We start from the raw sequence: 18,515 nt of genomic DNA on the forward strand, positions 1-18,515 counted from the left end.
TCTTAGTAATTAGATTTTGAAGATGTACCCTCAATAATGGCTATACCAGATGAAGTACCCAAACGGTTAACACCCAAATTTATGTATTCAAGGGCCGTTTTTGTATCTCTAATACCACCAGAGGCTTTTATGCTAACACACATTTTGCAAACACTTTTCATTAGTTTAACATCTTGTACTGTTGCACCTCCTGTACCAAATCCGGTTGAGGTTTTAATAAAATCGGCACCGCATTGTATGGCTAATTCACTAGCTTTGATAATTTCCAGCTCTTCGAGATAACAAGTTTCTAAAATCACTTTCAGAATTTGACCGTTCATACAGGCTTTTACAGCTTCTATATCCTTCCATACAGCATCAAAATCCTTGCTTTTTAAAAGGCCTATATTGATAACCATGTCAATCTCATCGGCACCATCATTTAAAGCGGCTTCAGTTTCGGCAACTTTTGCTGTTGTGGACATGGCGCCTAATGGAAACCCAACGACTGTGCATACCTTTACATCAGAATCTTTTAATTCCTCTTTGGCCAAAGCCACATAACAACTGTTTACACACACCGAAAAGAAGCGGTATTGTTTAGCTTCATTACAGAGATTAACAATATCTTGCTTTGTAGCAGTTGCCTTAAGTAGCGTATGGTCTATATATGTATTTAAAAGTTTCAAAGTCCTGCTAAAGTTAAACTATTTATTTTGAAATAAACGGTGTTGTCCCATTACGCTAATATGCAAGATTATGCAGTATGGAAACAATGATAATAGTCAGTTATGGGTAGGAATAAAAAAGCTATTTGAAAATCTCAAATAGCTTTAGATAGTTTATATTTAGTTTTTGTTTATGCAGACAGTCTATGGACTCTAAATCCTATTGGAACACCAACTCTATTTACGCCAACTTCTAGGTACTTATCGGCAGTCTCTATATCATCAATACCATCGAAAGCACAAATTTTTATTTGATTTTTTACGGTTTTCTTGATGATTTTGACAACAGTTAACGTGGCGCCGTTTTTTGTGAAACCACTCGATGTTTTTATAAAATCTACATTAGCGTCTAAACAAATTTGACAGGCTTTGATAACTTCATTTTTGTTTAGCTCCGAAATTTCCAAAATAACTTTTAGAGGTGTATCTCCAATGGCTAATTTTACATCGGTAATATCTTTTAGTACAGACACGTAGTTCTTGCTTTTTAGATACCCTAAATTGATGACCATATCAATTTCGTTGGCACCATTTTTTATGGCTGTTTTGGCCTCATGTATTTTAGAATCGGTATCTGTGGCTCCAAAAGGAAAACCAATAGTAGACGCAATTTTTACATCACTACCTGTTAAAAGTTGCTTTACTAAAGGTACAAAACAACTGTTTACGCACACGGAATGTGCTTCATGGTCTCTTGCCTCATTACAAAGATCAATAATGTCTCTTTCTGTAGTTTTAGGGTGTAGTTGGGTAAATTCAATGACTTGAAATATGTTCATGGTATAAGTAGGTTTTAAAATTATTCTTGCTTTTACAAAACAAGAATATAGCTATCAATCAATAAAAGAGAATGTAATGTTTGGGGTTACATTCCTTGACCAAATTATAAATTTTTTAGATTAAAAAAGACTTTAAAAATATTTTTTCGATGAACTACATCTGTAAAAAAATTAACTCATTTATTTTCAGTTTATTGCTTTTAGGCCGATTTTTTTGTTTTTAAGCGTGTTTTTAGGCTTTTAATGATTTGGATAGATTCCTAATCACGTTTAATAAGTTTTGGTTTTAAATGCAATAGACGATCTTCAAAAATTGTTTCGTTTACAGGGTTATTTACCGATTCGAAAAGGTCCATGAATGCTTTGGAGTGTGTTTCTCTTTTTTGCTTTAAGAGATTAAAATGAACAAAAGTTCCCCACAAAACAGCCTTTAATTGTGTTTTATCTTCATTATACATACGCATTTCTACCTTAAGTTCACTTTCGTTAAAGTGAATTAATTGTGATTGAATGCAAACGGTTTCCATCAATAACGCCTGTTTTAAATAGGCTATTTGATTGGTACTAGACACCCAACTTTTGCCAATAGATCTTGCTAGTTTGTAAATATCGATATCGTACTTTTTTATAAGTTCATCTTCGCGATGATTCATAAAATAATTGAGATAACTGCTGTTATTTAAATGATTAAATGGGTCACAATCCTGAAATCGAATTTTGGTCTTACTTTCTAATACTTTAGGTAATTGGGTCATGCTTAGTGAATTTATACCGATTGGTATATTATTATTTAAAAAAATTATACTTTTAATTCGTTATGAATCATTTGGTCTATTTGATTCATGGTGTCTTTTATGTAAAATTCATCATCCATAGTGTAGGCCATAAATATAGCACCCTGTATCATGGTGTCTATACGTTTTGCATATTGCATGGCATTAATCTCTGAAGATATTTCGTGCGCTTCAATACCACTTTCTATAATGCTGCACAATTGGTCTTGAATACGCTGAATAAGGTTCCTGACCTTTTTAAGAAGTAAGGAATTACTATGGTTAGCATCAACCCCAATATTAATAACCGGACATCCACCTAATGGTAGAGTTAGTGGGTAGTAGTTTCTGTAAAAGTCGGTAATAAGAAACAGTTTTTGTAGGGGAGAGTCACTTAAACTTAAATGATCGGTTAAAGGTTTCATTATGGTGTTAACCATATATTTAAAAGCGGCATAAGCTAGTTCTTCTTTGTTTTTAAAATTACCATAAATGGCACCCTTTGTTAAACCAGTAGCTTTGGTAATATCACTCAAGCTCGTTGCAGCATACCCATTTTTATTGAAAATGGGTGCTACCGTTTCAATAATATATTGTGATGTTATTGCTGCTTTTGTAATCATATTTAAAACAAATATAGTCAAAATATACCAATTGGTATATTTTGACTATATGTAATTAAGTTTATTGAGTTTTTATTGAAACGCAGTAACCGTATAGCCAGCCTCTCTTAATAAGTTTATAACACCATTTTCACCTCCTAAGTGACCAGCGCCAACACCATAAAATGTGGGTTGTTCTTTGGAGTATTCAGCAATTTTGGGAATCCAATTTTTGTTTCTTTTTACTAACAGTTCATCTTCGTAAGTTGCCACGACACTACTGTCATCTTTAATTAGATTGTATAGTTTAGAAACATTTTCGCTATCGTATATTTTTAGCATTTCGGCAAACTTAGCCTTATCTGCTGAAAGGTCGTCTTTCGCCATTTTTACCAAATCTTCAATTTGTGCTTCATAAGGTATATCCTCGAATACTTGAAGTTGCTCTTCAATGGTTTCTAAACCTTTAATCTCTTCGTTTTGTGCTTTAGCTACTTGAACTAATGACATTTCGAAAGATTGCATGGGGCAGTCAATCATTTTGGGATAAAGCATAGCCATTAAAAAGAAAGGCTTTACGTTTTCAATCATTTTAATGCCCATACCCATATTCTTTATGAATAAAGAATCTACAGCAGTATAATCTTCCTTAGAAACGAAATCTTTTATGGTCTTTCCTTCTTTCATGTACATACCTGTCATCATTTTAGATTGAAGCGCTGGGTCATCCATATCTATTTCTAAAACTACCTGAGAGGTTTCATCTAGTGCTTTTTGAACGTCTTCATCAATTGAAGCATCACAGGTAATGTGAATAGTACCAAATAAATAAGAAGGTTGTTCCAATCCGTTTCCACTTATTTTCCAAAGTGTTGAGCTTTCTAGTTCTTGAGCATTAACAGCAAGTACAGAAATTAATGCTAGTGCGAATACTGATAATTTTAATTTCATAAGTAAATTGATTTTGGCTTATAAGTATCGTTTCAATATAATTTGTTACAAAAAAAAGCAACGATCTTCTAATTAAAGAATCACGTTGCTTTTCAACTAACCAACCTACTATAATAGACTATCGAAACAAAGAAATGTTACAATAGTTTTTGTTATTGTTTTTATAATTTTTCGGAAACCAAGTCACCTTGGTTTCTAAATACCAATTTGTCATCAAAAGCATCGAGTAAAATAATACTATCTGTGGTTACTTTTCCAGCTAGTATTTCTTTACTCAAGGCGTTAAGCACTTCTTTTTGAATAACACGCTTTACTGGTCTGGCACCATATTCGGGATTGAACCCCTTGTCTGCTAAGTACGTTATAGCTTCTTGTGTTGCATCAAAGGTAATGCCTTGTTGTGCTATCATTTTTGTAACACCTTTAAGTTGTAAACCTACAATGTCTATGATGTTTTCTTTTGAAAGTGGCGTAAACATAATAGTATCGTCAATTCTGTTTAAGAATTCTGGTCTAACACTTTGTTTTAACAAACCAATAATTTCTATTTTGGCAGATTCCATTGCTGTTTCTAAGTCCTTGACCGCTTCAAATTTCTCTTGAATGATATGGCTTCCCATATTAGACGTCATGATTATGATCGTGTTTTTAAAATCTGCGACACGCCCTTTATTATCGGTTAACCTTCCTTCATCTAAAACCTGAAGTAAGATGTTAAACGTATCTGGATGTGCCTTTTCTATTTCATCTAACAACACAACCGAATATGGTTTTCTGCGAACAGCTTCTGTTAATTGCCCGCCTTCATCGTAGCCTACGTATCCTGGAGGTGCGCCGACCAATCTGCTCACCGCATGACGCTCTTGGTATTCACTCATATCTATTCGTGTTAAGGCATTTTCGTCATCAAAAAGATACTCTGCTAAAGCTTTTGCCAGTTCGGTTTTACCAACTCCCGTGGTTCCAAGGAATAAGAATGTACCAATGGGTTTTTGTGGGTTCTGCAAACCGGCTCTACTTCGTCTTACCGCATCACTAACTGCAACAATGGCTTCCTCTTGACCAACGACACGCTTGTGTAATTCATCTTCTAGTTTTAATAGCTTTTCGCGTTCACTCTGAATCATTTTTGTAACAGGAATCCCGGTCCATTTGGCCACAACTTCTGCAATATCTTCATAAGTAACCTCTTCTTTTATCAAAGCGTTTTCTTGTTGTGCTTGCAATTGCTTTTGGTAGCCTTCAAGAGCTTCTTGGGCTTCTTTTATTTTCCCGTATCTTAGCTCGGCCACTTTCCCGTAATCACCATCACGCTCTGCGCGTTCGGCTTCTAGTTTATAATTTTCAATATCCTGTTTTATATTTTGGATGTTGTCCACAACTTCTTTTTCGCTTTTCCATTTGGCATTAATTTCGTTTCTCGCTTCTTTCAAGTTAGCTAAATCGGAACGCAACGATTTCAACTTAGCTTCATCTTTCTCGCGTTTAATGGCTTCAATTTCAATTTCTAACTGCATGATTTTTCTATCTAGAACATCTAGCTCTTCTGGTTTGGAATTTATTTCCATTCGGAGTTTAGAAGCGGCTTCATCCATTAAATCGATGGCCTTATCTGGTAAAAATCTGTTTGTGATATATCGCGTAGATAACTCTACGGCCCCAATAATCGCTTCATCTTTAATTCTTACTTTATGATGCGTCTCATACTTTTCCTTAATTCCTCTGAGGATAGAAATAGCACTTTCGGTATCAGGCTCATCAACAGATACTTTTTGAAAACGGCGCTCTAATGCTTTATCCTTTTCAAAGTATTTTTGATATTCATCTAGGGTAGTGGCTCCAATGGCTCTCAATTCTCCCCGCGCCAATGCCGGTTTTAGGATATTGGCCGCATCCATGGCGCCTTGTCCGCCACCTGCACCAACAAGTGTATGGATTTCATCGATGAACAATACTATGTCGCCTTCACTAGTTGTTACTTCCTTGATAACTGCTTTTAAGCGCTCCTCGAATTCACCTTTATATTTTGCGCCAGCAATTAAAGCGCCCATATCTAAGGCAAAAATCTGTTTGTCTTTAAGGTTTTCTGGAATATCGCCGTCTATAATTCTATGGGCTAATCCTTCGGCAATAGCGGTTTTACCCGTTCCGGGTTCACCTACCAAAATAGGGTTGTTCTTGGTTCTACGAGACAAAATTTGAAGAATCCTACGGATTTCTTCGTCTCTACCAATTACGGGATCTAGTTTACCATCTTTGGCCAACTGATTCAGGTTTTTGGCATATTTACTCAAAGAGTTATAAGTGTCCTCTTGACTTTGAGAAGTCACCCTGTTGCCTTTACGCAATTCTTCAATACTGGCATTCAATGATTTTTCGGTTACGCCCTGGTCTTTTAGCATTTGCGCTATTTTACTTTTCGATTTAAAAACAGCGATGATTAAATGCTCAACAGACACAAAATCGTCTTTCATTTTTTTTGCGATAATAGAGGCTTCATTTAATGCTTTGCCGGCCTCGCGTGATAGCATAAGCTCACTTCCGCTAACTTTAGCAAAACTTTCTAGTTGTTTGTCTAGAGCCTGTTTAAGGACAGGAACATTTACATTTAACTTCTTTAAAATAAAAGGCAGAACGTTTTCGTCAACCTCAAAAAGGGCTTTAAAAATATGTTCGTTCTCTATTTGTTGGTGGCCATAACTTTGCGCTATTTGTTGTGCTTGTTGTATGGCTTCTTGTGATTTTATGGTATAATTATTAAAGTTCATAGCTTAAAATTGTTTTCTTTACATCTTCATTTTGTCAATAACCTTACCAATGGGAATTGTAAGACAAAATGTCGGTTCAAGCCCTTGTTTTAGTGACTTTTAGTCAGTTTGTAAGATTTGAAATAAGTTTCGACTTATAGGCTTAAGTAAGCACATAACAGTGGTGCGTTAGGGATTGCAACGGCATCCTTTTTAAACTTAAGCAAATTGGTCGTCATTACGAGGAAGTATGACGAAGTAATCTCTTATCGACTAAGAGATTGCCATAGTAAATTAGAAATTTACTTCGCAATGACGTTTAAAAAGATATAGTGTAAAGCCCGACCGATAGGGAACGCCAAAAAAAGAAAAAGAATTATATGGGACTAATTAATAAAATTTTTGGAAGTTCGAGTGCACCCAAGGAAGAAAAGATTTTACCTTGGATTGCCTTGAATAATATCTCGCAATTGCAGGATATAGAAGATAAATCAAGACAAAAAACACAAGTTATCTTTAAGCATTCTACACGTTGTGGCATTAGTAGAATGGTTTTAAACCAGTTTGTAGACGCTTATAATTTAAGTGAGGACGATATTGATTTATACTTTTTGGACCTATTAAGTTATAGACCTGTTTCTGATGAAGTTGGTTACAAATTTCAGGTGATGCACGAATCGCCTCAACTTTTGGTCATAAAAAATGGAAGAACAGTAGAACACGCCTCTCATGGTCAAATAAACACCATAGATTTAAGTAGTTTTCTATAAATAGTTATACTTTGAATTCCGATTTTCTTTTTGTTTATGGAACGTTGCTACAAAATGCAGATAACGACATGTCTAGATTTTTAGCAGCTCATTCCAAAGTAAAAGGTAAAGCCTATTTCTTCGGAAAACTCTACAAAATTTCTTGGTTTCCTGGAGCGATTTTAAGTGATGATACCTCTAATAAGGTACACGGCACATGTATTAAGTTGACTAATACAGAAGCAACACTATCTGCTTTAGATGATTATGAAGGGTATGATGCCAATGATTTAGAATCGAGTTTGTTTACAAGGCAATTGGTTACAATTTACGACGAAAATGACGCTTCTTATAAAGCATGGGTGTATCTTTACAACCAAAATATAGAAGGTGAAACACGTATACCTTCTGGTGATTTTCTAAATGAAACAAAACCATAGTTTTACCGATACTTTTTTTCATCCGCTTGAACAGGTTGAAGGTGTATCTTTACCCGAGCAGTTCACGTTTCCGTTTTATTACGAACCTCATGAATTGAGTATTCTAGCGGCCAAGGATTTGCAACATTATTTAGAAAATCAAAGCGATTTCAGCCATAATTTTGGACTTAGTTCAGAAGACGAAGGATTAGTTATTGGGAAGATGTTTGGGGTTATGGTTGTTAAGAAAATAGACGCTACCCTTGGGTATTTGGCGGCATTTTCTGGAAAGTTGGGAGAACGTAACGATTTAAAAGGTTTTGTGCCAACAGTTTATGATACCTTAAATCCGAAAGGGTTTTATAAAAAAGGAGAGCAGGGGTTAAATGCTCTTAATCGAAAGATTGAAACTTTAGAATCGTCTGAAGATTACCTGAAAGCAAAAAAGGCTTTACAATCTCATTTGGAAGATTATCAAATCGCACTAACCGATTTGAAATCGACAATAAAAACCAAGAAACAAGAACGCAAAGCCCTTAGGGAATCGGAGATATTAAATTTATCCTCAAGCGATTATGAAAACCTCCTTGAGGATTTAAAAAAGCAAAGTATCTACTATCATTTTAGGTTGAAGGATTTAAAAACCGAATGGAAAACTAAGATTGAAACTGCCGAAATACGCCTAAAGTATATTCAAACCGAAATAGATACCCTTAAAGAAAAACGCCGTTTACAATCTGCTGCACTACAAAAGCGTTTGCACGAGCAGTATGCGTTTTTAAATGCCAATGGAGAAACTAAGGATTTACTAGAAATATTTAAGGATACTACTGTCAGGGTACCACCCGCAGGGGCTGGTGAATGTGCTGCGCCTAAACTATTTCAGTATGCCTACGAACATCATTTAGAACCTGTTGTTATGGCCGAATTTTGGTGGGGGGCCTCACCTAAATCTGAGGTACGTAGGCACAAACATTATTATCCGGCATGCCGTAGTAAATGTGAACCTATTTTAGGACACATGATGGTTGGATTAAACGTTGAGGACAATCCTATTTTAGAGGTTAAAAGTCATTCAAACCCTTTGGAAATCGTTTATGAGGATGATTTTCTACTTTTGGTCAACAAGCCTCATGAGTTTTTATCGGTTCCCGGGAAAACCATTTTAGATTCGGTACAGACTAAAATGCAGCAATATTTACCAGAGTGTTCAGGACCTTTGCTTGTGCATCGTTTAGATATGTCTACTTCAGGTTTGTTACTAGTGGCAAAGAATGAAAAGACCCATAAAAACCTGCAAAAACAATTTATAAAGCGTACTGTTAAAAAGCGTTATGTAGCGCTTTTAGATGGAGAATTAGATCAACAAAGTGGGGAGATTGATTTGCCGCTACGGGTAGACTTAGATAATAGGCCGCAACAGCTGGTATGTTGTGAGCATGGTAAACCTGCCAAGACTAAGTTTGAAGTTTTGAAAGTAGAACATGGTAAAACTAGAATCCATTTTTACCCAATTACAGGGCGTACACATCAGTTACGGGTACATGCGGCACATCAAAATGGTTTGAAAACACCTATTTTGGGTGATGACCTTTACGGAACCAAAGGAGAACGCTTACACCTTCATGCTGAATATATCAGTTTTGAGCATCCTGTGACTAAAAAAAATATGGAGATTACCTGTAAAGTACCTTTTTAAATAGTTGTTTTAAACCTTTATTATTTCTTACAGTCTAAACCATAGTTATACTATAAATATCTAACCTAATTTAGATTAATAGCAACCGAAATACATAACGCCCGACTCAGTCGGGCGTTTCTTTATCCATTAAATCGTTGTCTAGCGATTACGTTTTTGAGTTTTAACTTGAGGTCTTCACCAGTATCAAAAATCATTTGTTCACTAGTAGGGAATGGGACTCTAGCATTGTTTAACAACTGTCTGTCTTGCTTGTTTAAAGCACGTTTGTCACCCCTGTATCTGGCGAATACATTTTCGAATACAAAACCGCTATCAAAAGAGAACTTATCAAGTAACTGATTCGATTTTAAATCGGCATAGACCACATCGGCAATAATTTGAGATTCCTTGGTTTGAATAAACTCGTTATATCTTGCGCGTACTTTTACAATCTTATCAATTTTTATATAGTTACCTAAACTATCTTTTACAGCATTGCCCTTAGGGTCTTTTTTATACTCCCAGCCATCAACGATATCACGTTCTCTAATGAACTCACGTTCCCTAATACGTTCTGGAGAAATATTTATGCGTTTTAACTGGAGTTGCATGGTATAATCGTATACAATGTCTTCTGCAGGTGAGGCATGATAAACTGTCCAGAATTGGTTTAATCCGTAAGTGTCAAAATTCAGTAAATCAGCTTCCAAACGCCTAGGAATAACTTGCTGTGTTTGATTGTTAATAGAAACTAACACGTAGTTTATACCTCTCTCATGAGCTTCTTGTAAAAGTTCTCGTGTGGTTTCAAAATTAGGATTTATTTGCTCTAAGTATTCTAAGTTGTTGTAGGCTTCTCTAATGGTAGGTTTATCATCAGATTCTAAAAGTGCAATGCCTCTTTCATACAAATGGTCTGAAAGTTTTGTTTTGGCTTCAACAATATCGTTACTGTAATCGTTAAACTTAAATGTGATGTTTTTGCCATCTACATATAAAGGCAAGATAGGTTTAATGGCTTCTTGTCTATTGTGTAAATCGGTATATAGTTCAAAAATATCACGGTATAGTTCTGGGTTGTTGTCTTTTTTAAGATGGTCAATCGTGTTTAAATCACGCTCAACTACTTTGTAATATGCATTTTGAAGCATTATAACGTAGTCGTATTTACGTTTTTTGTCCTTATTAGTTCTTAGTTTGTTAAGTGCTGTTCTAATGGCATGGTCGTAATTACCTGTATTGACAGCTTGTTCTACTTGCTTTTTAGCGCTACAAGCAAACAACAATGAAATGACAGTAGAAAAAAGTAGTAGTTTCTTCATAGGTTAAAATTTTAGGTTATTTGGGGTAACCAATTCAATAGTGATGCCAAAATATTAACCATACTAGTTAAACACAAAAAAATACGATTAAAAGAGTGGAGAATGTTGTTTTTGAAAGTTAAATATTACGATATAATGTAATATTCATTAATTTGCTATGTTTTATTATTCATTTTGTCTTGATACAAAACGAATCAAAAAATCAAATCAAAATATAGGAAATTGCTAAAGCACCATTCACTTTCGAAATTCCATGCTTGAAGCTGCGCTTCGCACTTCCATTTCTTCGTTCTCTATTTCTGAATTTTGATGCTTCCGACTATGTCGGAATTTTGGACTAGACTATCTTTTTGGATTCTTGTTTACTCCAAAGTTTTTCCTCTTTGCTAATCCAAGGTTTTAGCCGACAATACAAACTGTCACTTCGAGTGTCACGCTTAAGAGCGTGATGTATCGAGAAGTAATTTTTAGTTCAAAACTTTATTTATTTTGGAACTAATGATTTCCTTGGGTAAACTTGGATTTACTTTTTCGAGAAAACTGGCAACAACTCCGTTTTTACTTCACCAAAACCAATTCGGGTGCCATCATTTTCACAGTAACCACGCATAATAACGGTATCATGGTCGTTGATGAATTTACGCTTGGTGCCATCTTTCATGGAGATGGGTTTTTCGCCTTTCCAAGTGAGTTCAAGCATAGAACCGTAGCTATCTTCTGTTGGTCCCGAAATTGTACCGCTACCCATCATATCACCAGAATTCACCGGACACCCATTTACGGTATGGTGAGCCAATTGTTGTGACATATTCCAGTACATGTATTTGAAATTAGATTTAGTGACCACAGTTTCTTTAGCACCTTTTGGTTGAATGGCTACCTCTAGATTAATATCAAAACTCTTCTTGCTTTTATATTGTAGGTATTCTAACTGTGGTTTTATGGGTTTTGGCCCCTCAACACGATAAGGCTCAAGAGCATCTAAAGTAACAATCCATGGAGAAATGGACGATGCAAAATTTTTAGCTAGGAACGGTCCCAACGGCACATATTCCCATTTTTGAATATCTCGGGCACTCCAATCGTTAAACAATACCAATCCGAAAATGTATTCTTCTGCTTCATTTACAGGAATAGGCTCTCCTAAATCATTGGCGTCTGTGGTAATAAAGGCCATTTCCAATTCAAAATCTACCAATCTACTCGGTCCAAAAACGGGTTCAGTAGCACCCTTAGGCAAGGTTTGGCCTTGTGGCCTGTGCACTGGTATTCCAGATGGAATAATAGATGAACTCCTGCCGTGATACCCCACAGGAATGTGTAACCAATTTGGTAATAAGGCATTTTCAGGGTCTCTGAACATTGACCCCACATTAGTAGCGTGCTCTTTGCTTGAATAAAAATCGGTATAATCACCAATTTGAATAGGCAATTGCATTTCAATTTCATCTAATCTAAACAATACAATTTCCTTATGTTTTACATTGTTTTTCAAGCTGTTGTTTTCAGCATCAAAAATTTCAGCTATGCGATTTCTTACGGCTCGCCATGTTTTTCTTCCGTCTGCAATAAAATCATTGAGCGTGTCTTGTAGAAAGATGTCATCTGTTAAGGCAATGCCTTCAAAATAACCCAGTTGGTGTAGTGCACCTAGATCTATTGCAGTGTCTCCAATACGTGTTCCAATGGTGATAATATCGTCTCGGGTTAAAAACACGCCAAAAGGGATGTTTTGAATTGGAAAATCTGAATTTTTATCGACATGTAACCATGATTCTCTATCGGGATTGTTAGCTGATAATGGCATAATTAATAGATTATTTTGTTAGGGGTTTCCACTCAAACGTACGTATTTTTTTCCATATTCTCATTAAAAGTGTTTTAAATCTGTTAAAATTTAAAATTTAAAAAACCGTTAATAAAATCGTTTAAAACTTGAACTTAATTCTATGTTTTTTGGTGTTTAAAACTATTCTATTTGCTATTTTTGCCGGATAATTAATCATAATTTAATTTTATGCAACGCGACGAACAAATTTTTGAACTTATTGAAGCTGAAAAAGAGCGTCAATTACACGGTATAGAACTTATCGCCTCAGAAAACTTTGTTAGCGACCAAGTTATGGAAGCAGCAGGTTCTGTTTTAACTAATAAATATGCCGAAGGATACCCTGGAAAGCGTTATTATGGCGGTTGTGAAGTGGTTGATGAAATTGAACAATTAGCTATAGATAGAGCAAAAGAATTGTTTGGTGCCGAATATGTTAATGTACAGCCACACTCTGGTAGTCAGGCTAACACCGCAGTTTTTGCAGCTTGTATCAAACCAGGAGATAAGATTTTAGGTTTCGACCTTTCTCATGGTGGGCATTTAACTCATGGGTCTCCTGTAAACTTTTCCGGTAAATTATACAACCCTGTGTTTTATGGCGTAGAAGAGGAAACAGGTGTTTTAAATTACGATAAAATTCAAGAGATTGCTACTGCAGAGCAACCAAAATTAATTATTGCTGGGGCTTCTGCATATTCTCGAGACATAGATTTCAAGCGTTTTAGAGAAATAGCCGATAGTGTTGGTGCCATTTTAATGGCAGATATTTCGCATCCAGCAGGAATGATTGCTAAAGGTATACTAAACGATCCTATACCGCATTGTCATATCGTAACAACTACTACGCACAAGACTTTGAGAGGGCCAAGAGGAGGTCTTATTTTAATGGGCAAAGATTTTGATAATCCATTTGGTTTAACCTTAAAAAGTGGAAAGCTACGAAAAATGTCGGCTTTATTGAATTCTGCTGTTTTTCCCGGAAATCAAGGCGGACCTTTAGAGCATATTATCGCCGCTAAGGCTATTGCTTTTGGTGAAGCACTTACAGATGAGTTTTTACATTACCAATTACAGGTTAAGAAAAATGCAGCTGCATTAGCTCAAGCCATGGTGGGTAAGGGGTATAAAATCATCTCTGGAGGTACAGATAACCACTGTATGTTAATAGATTTAAGGAACAAAGATGTGTCTGGTAAAGAAGCCGAAGAGGCATTAGTAAAAGCAGACATTACGGTTAATAAGAATATGGTGCCATTCGATGATAAATCACCATTTGTAACCTCTGGTATTCGTCTAGGAGTTGCTGCTGTAACTACTCGTGGATTAAAAGAAGATGATATGGCGGCCATTGCTGATTTAATTGATGAAGTTGTAACTAATCATGAAGATGAAGCCTTATTAGAAGCAACTAAAGAAAAGGTAAATGCTATGATGGCAGACAGGCCTTTGTTCGTAGACTAAGTGTAAATATATTATTCGATACTAAAATCTGCAATATCTCAGATTAATAAAAATCCTGAAAATTAATTTTTTCAGGATTTTTTTTATGATGTAATATATAGTGTACTTTCTAGGTAGTTTTTTTAATTCTACGGAATAAAAGAATTAATCCTATGGTTGAAGCTATCATAAGAAACAAACCATGTTTTAAACTTAAACTGTCGATATCTAAACTAAGGAAAATATAAAATATTAGGTACAGTGTAATAATTATAATTTGACCTATTAAAAAAGCGAATCGTGTTTTTACAATATCTAGAAGCATTAATATTACCAGCGTTCCAATTGATAAAGCACAAAGACTAATCAACCAATTATAAAGTTTAAAAAAACCTATACTAAGACTACCTTCCCAACCAGTAGTGGTTAAAGTTTGACCTCTTAAAGCCGATGATCCAGTAGTCGCTACAAATGAAAACCAACCAGAAAACGAACTAATTATAATTATAACACAAAGTATTGTGGCAAGAATTAAATAGTTTTTGTTGGGTTGTTCTTTAGTAGTTTCAATGTCTGTCCAGTTTAGTTCCAGAGCATCAAAAATCAAGCTAATAGTTTTATTTCGTGGATTACTTTCGTTGTTCTCGATACGCTGTATGGTTCTGAGATTCACATTGGCCAATTCTGCCAATTCTTCTTGTGAAAGTGCTTTTTTATTTCTTGTTTCTTTAATTAAGTTCCCGATATTTCCCATGCTTGATTATTTGCATGTAAAAGTATTTAAATATTAGAAAACATTTAGCGGTTTTCTTACGACAATTTTACGGCAAAGCAGGACTTTAGAGAAGAAAACTTCAAAAGAAAAGTCGTCTGAAAATATTTTAAATGTATATTATTTTTTGAGTCTTGAAATTAATTTTGAGTTGTATAAAATATTTGTTTTTTTAATCAATACCAGAAAATAGATGATTAAGGAATATTTAGTGAGTTGTTGTTTTCTCAAAAAGCTCAATATACTTCTGGTCAGATACATCAGAATCACCATAAGTATTTCTTAATTTCTTGAGCTTTTGAGTTAATTCTTCGACAACATTTGCATATTCGGGGTCATTATAAACATTGTTCATTTCATTTGGGTCCTTGAGGCGGTCGTATAATTCCCATTCATCCACATCATAATAAAAGTGCGCCAATTTATGCGCTTTAGTAACAATTCCGTAATGGCGTTTTACCATGTGCACAGCAGGGTATTCATAATAGTGGTAATATACAGCATCTCTAGTCCATTGGTCTTTATTACTTTTTAATAAAGGAATTAAACTTTCACCCTGCATGTCTTTTGGTGCTTCAATTTGAGCTGCTTCTAAAATGGTTTGCGCAAAATCAAGGTTTTGAACCATTTCATTTTCTACAGAACCTGGTTTTATTTCATTGGGCCATCTAACCATTAGTGGCGTTTTAAACGATTCGTCATAGATAAAACGTTTATCAAACCAACCATGCTCACCTAAATAGAAGCCTTGGTCTGAGGTATAAATAACTATGGTATTTTCGGCTAAATTATTTTCATCTAAATAATTCAATAAACGCCCAATGTTGTCATTTACAGACGATATGCATGCCAGGTAATCTTGAATATAGCGCTGGTATTTCCATTTCATTTTTTCTTTATCGTTCATTGTTAACCAGTTGGTTTTAAACCAGTTGTTTATAGAATCTAAAGTTGGTTTGTATTGAGCTTTTTGTTTGGTGTTTGCTCTATTGTATGGTCTTGTAAATCCGTCTACACCACCCCAAATAAAAGGTTCAACATACGGTTTTACACCTCCCATAGCCTCTATGGTTCCTGGTCTTATTTTGGAATCGTGACCGTATTTCATATGCTTTAAGAGATTCATTTCGGCTGTTTTGGCTGCTGTTCCACGGTTAGCATAATCATCAAATAAGGATTTAGGCTCAGGGAATTGTTTCTTAGAAAATTCCTTGAATTTATCTGCTCTTGGCCACCAAGGTCTATGAGGTGCTTTGTGCAAGTACATAAGCATAAACGGTTCCTCGCTGTTTTTTTCTTTATCCAACCAATTTAGAGTAAGATCGGTAATAATATCTGTAACATAGCCTGTTATAGTGGTATCTCCCTGCTTTGTAATGAACTTTGGATTTATATAATTTCCTTGCCCAGGAAGAATCATAAAATCATCTACACCTTTGGGGTTATTTCCAAAATGTAATTTTCCAAACATGGCTGTTCTATAACCATTTTGTTGCATAATTTGTGGAAAAGTAACCTGAGAGGTGTCGAAAGGAAATTTGTTATCTACCTTACCGTGGATATGTGCGTGCTTACCGGTTAAAATAGTTGCTCGTGAGGGCGCACAGATAGAATTAGTAACACAGGCATTGGTAAACAACATACCTTCCTTTGCTATTCTGTCTATATGTGGCGTTCTAATAAGTTTATCATCATACGCACTAATGGCTTGATAGGCATGATCATCAGATATGATGAAAATAATGTTTGGCCTCTTTTTTTTAACGGTTGTACTTGTCTTTTCTGTTTTTGTATTGCAAGAAAGAAATAAACAGAATATCAAAAAAAGTATATTGCTTTTCATTAATACTAGTATGTTTTGAGTTAAGACAAGTTAAAGGCAAATCAACGCTTATTATACGAACAAAAGCGTTGTTAAGTTACGTAAAATATCTAATGAAGATTTATTTCACTAAACTTAAAAACTTTTTTAGAGATAAAATATCTGTTAAATATGTTGGCAAGATGGTAATTTGATAGACCTAGTCTTCCTCTGGAAAGATGATATGTTGGTAGGCTCCTAAATCGGGTGAAGCTGTTCGGTTTACTCCGAGGATATCATTAGGGACCTCTGTAGCAAAAGCCTGTAGACCTTTATTTATGGCAGCAGATTCTTCTCCAATAATAAGCATATTTAAATTGGGATCTTTAAAATTGGGGTCTTCATTAAAAATGATGCCCTCATAACGGTTTAAGTTGTTGAAGTCGTAATTCTCCCCAGAGAAGTTATTATTTCTATCCTCAAATCTTATTAAGCAATTGGTGAATTTGAAGTTAAAGTTAACGTTTTCATCCTCCATTTCTTCGAAAAGAATTTCTGGGTTGTCGTTACCATATATGATGCAATTGTTGAAGTTGGCCTCTGTAAGATTTGCTAAAACAGCATTGTTGTCCTCGTCTAGAATAAAATTATTCAGCAGTAATGCTGGAAACTGTCTGAATCCATTCTGCCAGTAATTTGCAATTGTTGAATGAGTAAAGTTGTATTTTCCACCTAAAGTTCCTGCAAATGATGATAATCCTGAGTTATTAATAACAACGTTACTGCCTTCAATAGAGGTATTTCTCCCTAAAATTCCAAAGTTACTGCTATTGTAAATTTGTGAATTAGAAATGGTAAGTTTATTGTTTGAGGCATTAGCATCACCATCACAGAGAATGCCGACAAGAGCGTTTTTTATTGTAGTGTGGTTTATGATGTTATCTGTACTACCATCTAAAAGCCAAATGGTTCCCCATTGTCCGGGTCTTTCAGAAAAACTTGGTTCAAGACGATCACCCTCTAAAACGACCTCGTTTTCCATAACCTCTAAATCATTACTTGCTTCACCGTTAATATGTAATGAAGCACCATTATTTACAATAATACCAGAGTTGTCATGAAAATGTAATCTTGCCCCAGCATTTATAGTAAGCGTTAGTCCAGAAGGAACAGATACAAATCCATAAATAACATAGGGTTTATTATTTGTCATAACTAATTCTGAAGGCAATAGTTCACGACCGGGTAATTCTGTTTCAATCTGTTCACCTCCTACATCTAGTGTAAGTGTTTCAATGACTTTAGTGGCATTGTCCCTATCTGGGAAAATGAAAACTGCATCTTTAACTAAGGTAACTAGTTCTACCTTCTGCAAGTTTGCACCGGCGTCAAATTCTATTTGATCTGTATATAAGTATTCTCCATTGGGATTTGGAAAGTTATTAATATCTATAGTGCTTTCCACAAATATAAAAAGGCTGTCTTTCGCCAGTAATTCAATATCCTCGAAAATTTTTCCGGAAATGCCGTCTACATTTAATCTGTAATCTGAACTTTCTCCTAAAGCAAGCCTCACGGAAGGGATAGAAATATCATTATCACTTCTGTTATATACTTTTAGATTGTATGTGCTTGAGCCTATATTACTAAAAATTGTGTCTAAATAAACTGTATCTCTAGAGAATTCAAGGTTTCCAGTACTTGGTGTGAATTCAAAGTCTTTGCGGCAAGAACTCCAAAGGGTTAAAAATACTATAGTTAAGACAAAAAATAGATAGCGGCGCATGCAATTTTAGTTTATGCTAAAATATAACTTTTGAAATAATGAATTAGTATGTACTGTAGTATTTTTTGATATTACCAGTATACGAGATCCTATAAAAATGATTCATAAAAAAAGCCCTTGCTAGTATGCAAAGGCCTTTTATCGCTATTAACACT

Annotated in this window: 15 protein-coding genes; 4 read left to right on the plus strand and 11 right to left on the minus strand. The window is 35.1% G+C overall.

The window, feature by feature from the left end:
* Positions 1–2 precede the first annotated feature (2 nt).
* The 6 genes from deoC (M0214_RS11490) to clpB all read right to left on the minus strand — a co-directional run bounded on the left by deoC (M0214_RS11490) (position 3) and on the right by clpB (position 6,580).
* The gene (gene deoC, locus M0214_RS11490; RefSeq protein WP_248722706.1) at positions 3–668 is read right to left on the minus strand and encodes a deoxyribose-phosphate aldolase; all 666 of its coding nucleotides are present in this window, start codon (positions 666–668) and stop codon (positions 3–5) included.
* Between the two features lie 170 nt (positions 669–838).
* Positions 839–1,486 (minus strand): deoxyribose-phosphate aldolase, encoded by a 648-nt coding sequence (deoC, locus tag M0214_RS11495; protein WP_248722707.1) that lies wholly within the window; start codon positions 1,484–1,486, stop codon positions 839–841.
* A 260-nt stretch (positions 1,487–1,746) separates the two neighbouring features.
* Positions 1,747–2,241, minus strand: a complete 495-nt coding sequence (locus tag M0214_RS11500) for a thioesterase family protein (RefSeq protein ID WP_248722708.1) — start codon at positions 2,239–2,241, stop codon at positions 1,747–1,749.
* Positions 2,242–2,285: 44 nt separating this feature from the next.
* The gene (locus M0214_RS11505; protein WP_248722709.1) at positions 2,286–2,882 is read right to left on the minus strand and encodes a TetR/AcrR family transcriptional regulator; all 597 of its coding nucleotides are present in this window, start codon (positions 2,880–2,882) and stop codon (positions 2,286–2,288) included.
* A gap of 72 nt (positions 2,883–2,954) precedes the next feature.
* Positions 2,955–3,812 (minus strand): TraB/GumN family protein, encoded by an 858-nt coding sequence (locus M0214_RS11510; protein ID WP_248722710.1) that lies wholly within the window; start codon positions 3,810–3,812, stop codon positions 2,955–2,957.
* Positions 3,813–3,973: 161 nt separating this feature from the next.
* Complete coding sequence (gene clpB, locus M0214_RS11515; RefSeq protein ID WP_248722711.1) at positions 3,974–6,580, minus strand: ATP-dependent chaperone ClpB; 2,607 nt, start codon at positions 6,578–6,580, stop codon at positions 3,974–3,976.
* Positions 6,581–6,939: 359 nt separating this feature from the next.
* Between clpB and ytxJ the strand changes: the two genes are divergently transcribed.
* From ytxJ to M0214_RS11530, 3 genes are read left to right on the plus strand one after another with little or no spacing between them, the layout of a single operon-like run.
* The gene (gene ytxJ / locus M0214_RS11520) at positions 6,940–7,329 is read left to right on the plus strand and encodes a bacillithiol system redox-active protein YtxJ (protein ID WP_248722712.1); all 390 of its coding nucleotides are present in this window, start codon (positions 6,940–6,942) and stop codon (positions 7,327–7,329) included.
* An 11-nt stretch (positions 7,330–7,340) separates the two neighbouring features.
* Positions 7,341–7,748 carry a gamma-glutamylcyclotransferase gene (locus M0214_RS11525; protein ID WP_248722713.1) on the plus strand — a complete coding sequence of 136 codons (408 nt, stop codon included), beginning with the start codon at positions 7,341–7,343 and terminating at the stop codon, positions 7,746–7,748.
* Complete coding sequence (locus tag M0214_RS11530; protein WP_248722714.1) at positions 7,732–9,426, plus strand: RluA family pseudouridine synthase; 1,695 nt, start codon at positions 7,732–7,734, stop codon at positions 9,424–9,426. Before M0214_RS11525 ends, M0214_RS11530 begins: the two co-directional genes overlap by 17 nt.
* A 122-nt stretch (positions 9,427–9,548) precedes the next feature.
* Here the strand turns inward: M0214_RS11530 and M0214_RS11535 are convergent, their stop codons facing one another.
* Together M0214_RS11535 and fahA are read right to left on the minus strand one after the other, a co-directional pair.
* Complete coding sequence (locus M0214_RS11535) at positions 9,549–10,730, minus strand: hypothetical protein (protein ID WP_248722715.1); 1,182 nt, start codon at positions 10,728–10,730, stop codon at positions 9,549–9,551.
* 523 nt (positions 10,731–11,253) lie between these two features.
* Positions 11,254–12,537 (minus strand): fumarylacetoacetase, encoded by a 1,284-nt coding sequence (gene fahA / locus M0214_RS11540; protein WP_248722716.1) that lies wholly within the window; start codon positions 12,535–12,537, stop codon positions 11,254–11,256.
* 210 nt (positions 12,538–12,747) lie between these two features.
* Here fahA and glyA point away from each other — a divergent pair, with 210 nt between their 5' ends.
* Positions 12,748–14,022 carry a serine hydroxymethyltransferase gene (gene glyA, locus M0214_RS11545; protein ID WP_248722717.1) on the plus strand — a complete coding sequence of 425 codons (1,275 nt, stop codon included), beginning with the start codon at positions 12,748–12,750 and terminating at the stop codon, positions 14,020–14,022.
* A 109-nt stretch (positions 14,023–14,131) separates the two neighbouring features.
* Here glyA and M0214_RS11550 read toward each other — a convergent pair whose 3' ends face one another.
* The 3 genes from M0214_RS11550 to M0214_RS11560 form a co-directional block, all read right to left on the minus strand.
* Complete coding sequence (locus M0214_RS11550) at positions 14,132–14,755, minus strand: helix-turn-helix transcriptional regulator (protein WP_248722718.1); 624 nt, start codon at positions 14,753–14,755, stop codon at positions 14,132–14,134.
* A gap of 226 nt (positions 14,756–14,981) precedes the next feature.
* Entirely contained in the window at positions 14,982–16,616 is a 1,635-nt protein-coding gene (locus M0214_RS11555; RefSeq protein ID WP_248722719.1) for a sulfatase, read from the minus strand.
* A 178-nt stretch (positions 16,617–16,794) separates the two neighbouring features.
* Positions 16,795–18,360 carry a hypothetical protein gene (locus M0214_RS11560; RefSeq protein ID WP_248722720.1) on the minus strand — a complete coding sequence of 522 codons (1,566 nt, stop codon included), beginning with the start codon at positions 18,358–18,360 and terminating at the stop codon, positions 16,795–16,797.
* Positions 18,361–18,515: the final 155 nt, after the last annotated feature.

It is taken from the genome of Seonamhaeicola sp. ML3 (genome assembly GCF_023273855.1).
GTDB lineage: Bacteria > Bacteroidota > Bacteroidia > Flavobacteriales > Flavobacteriaceae > Seonamhaeicola.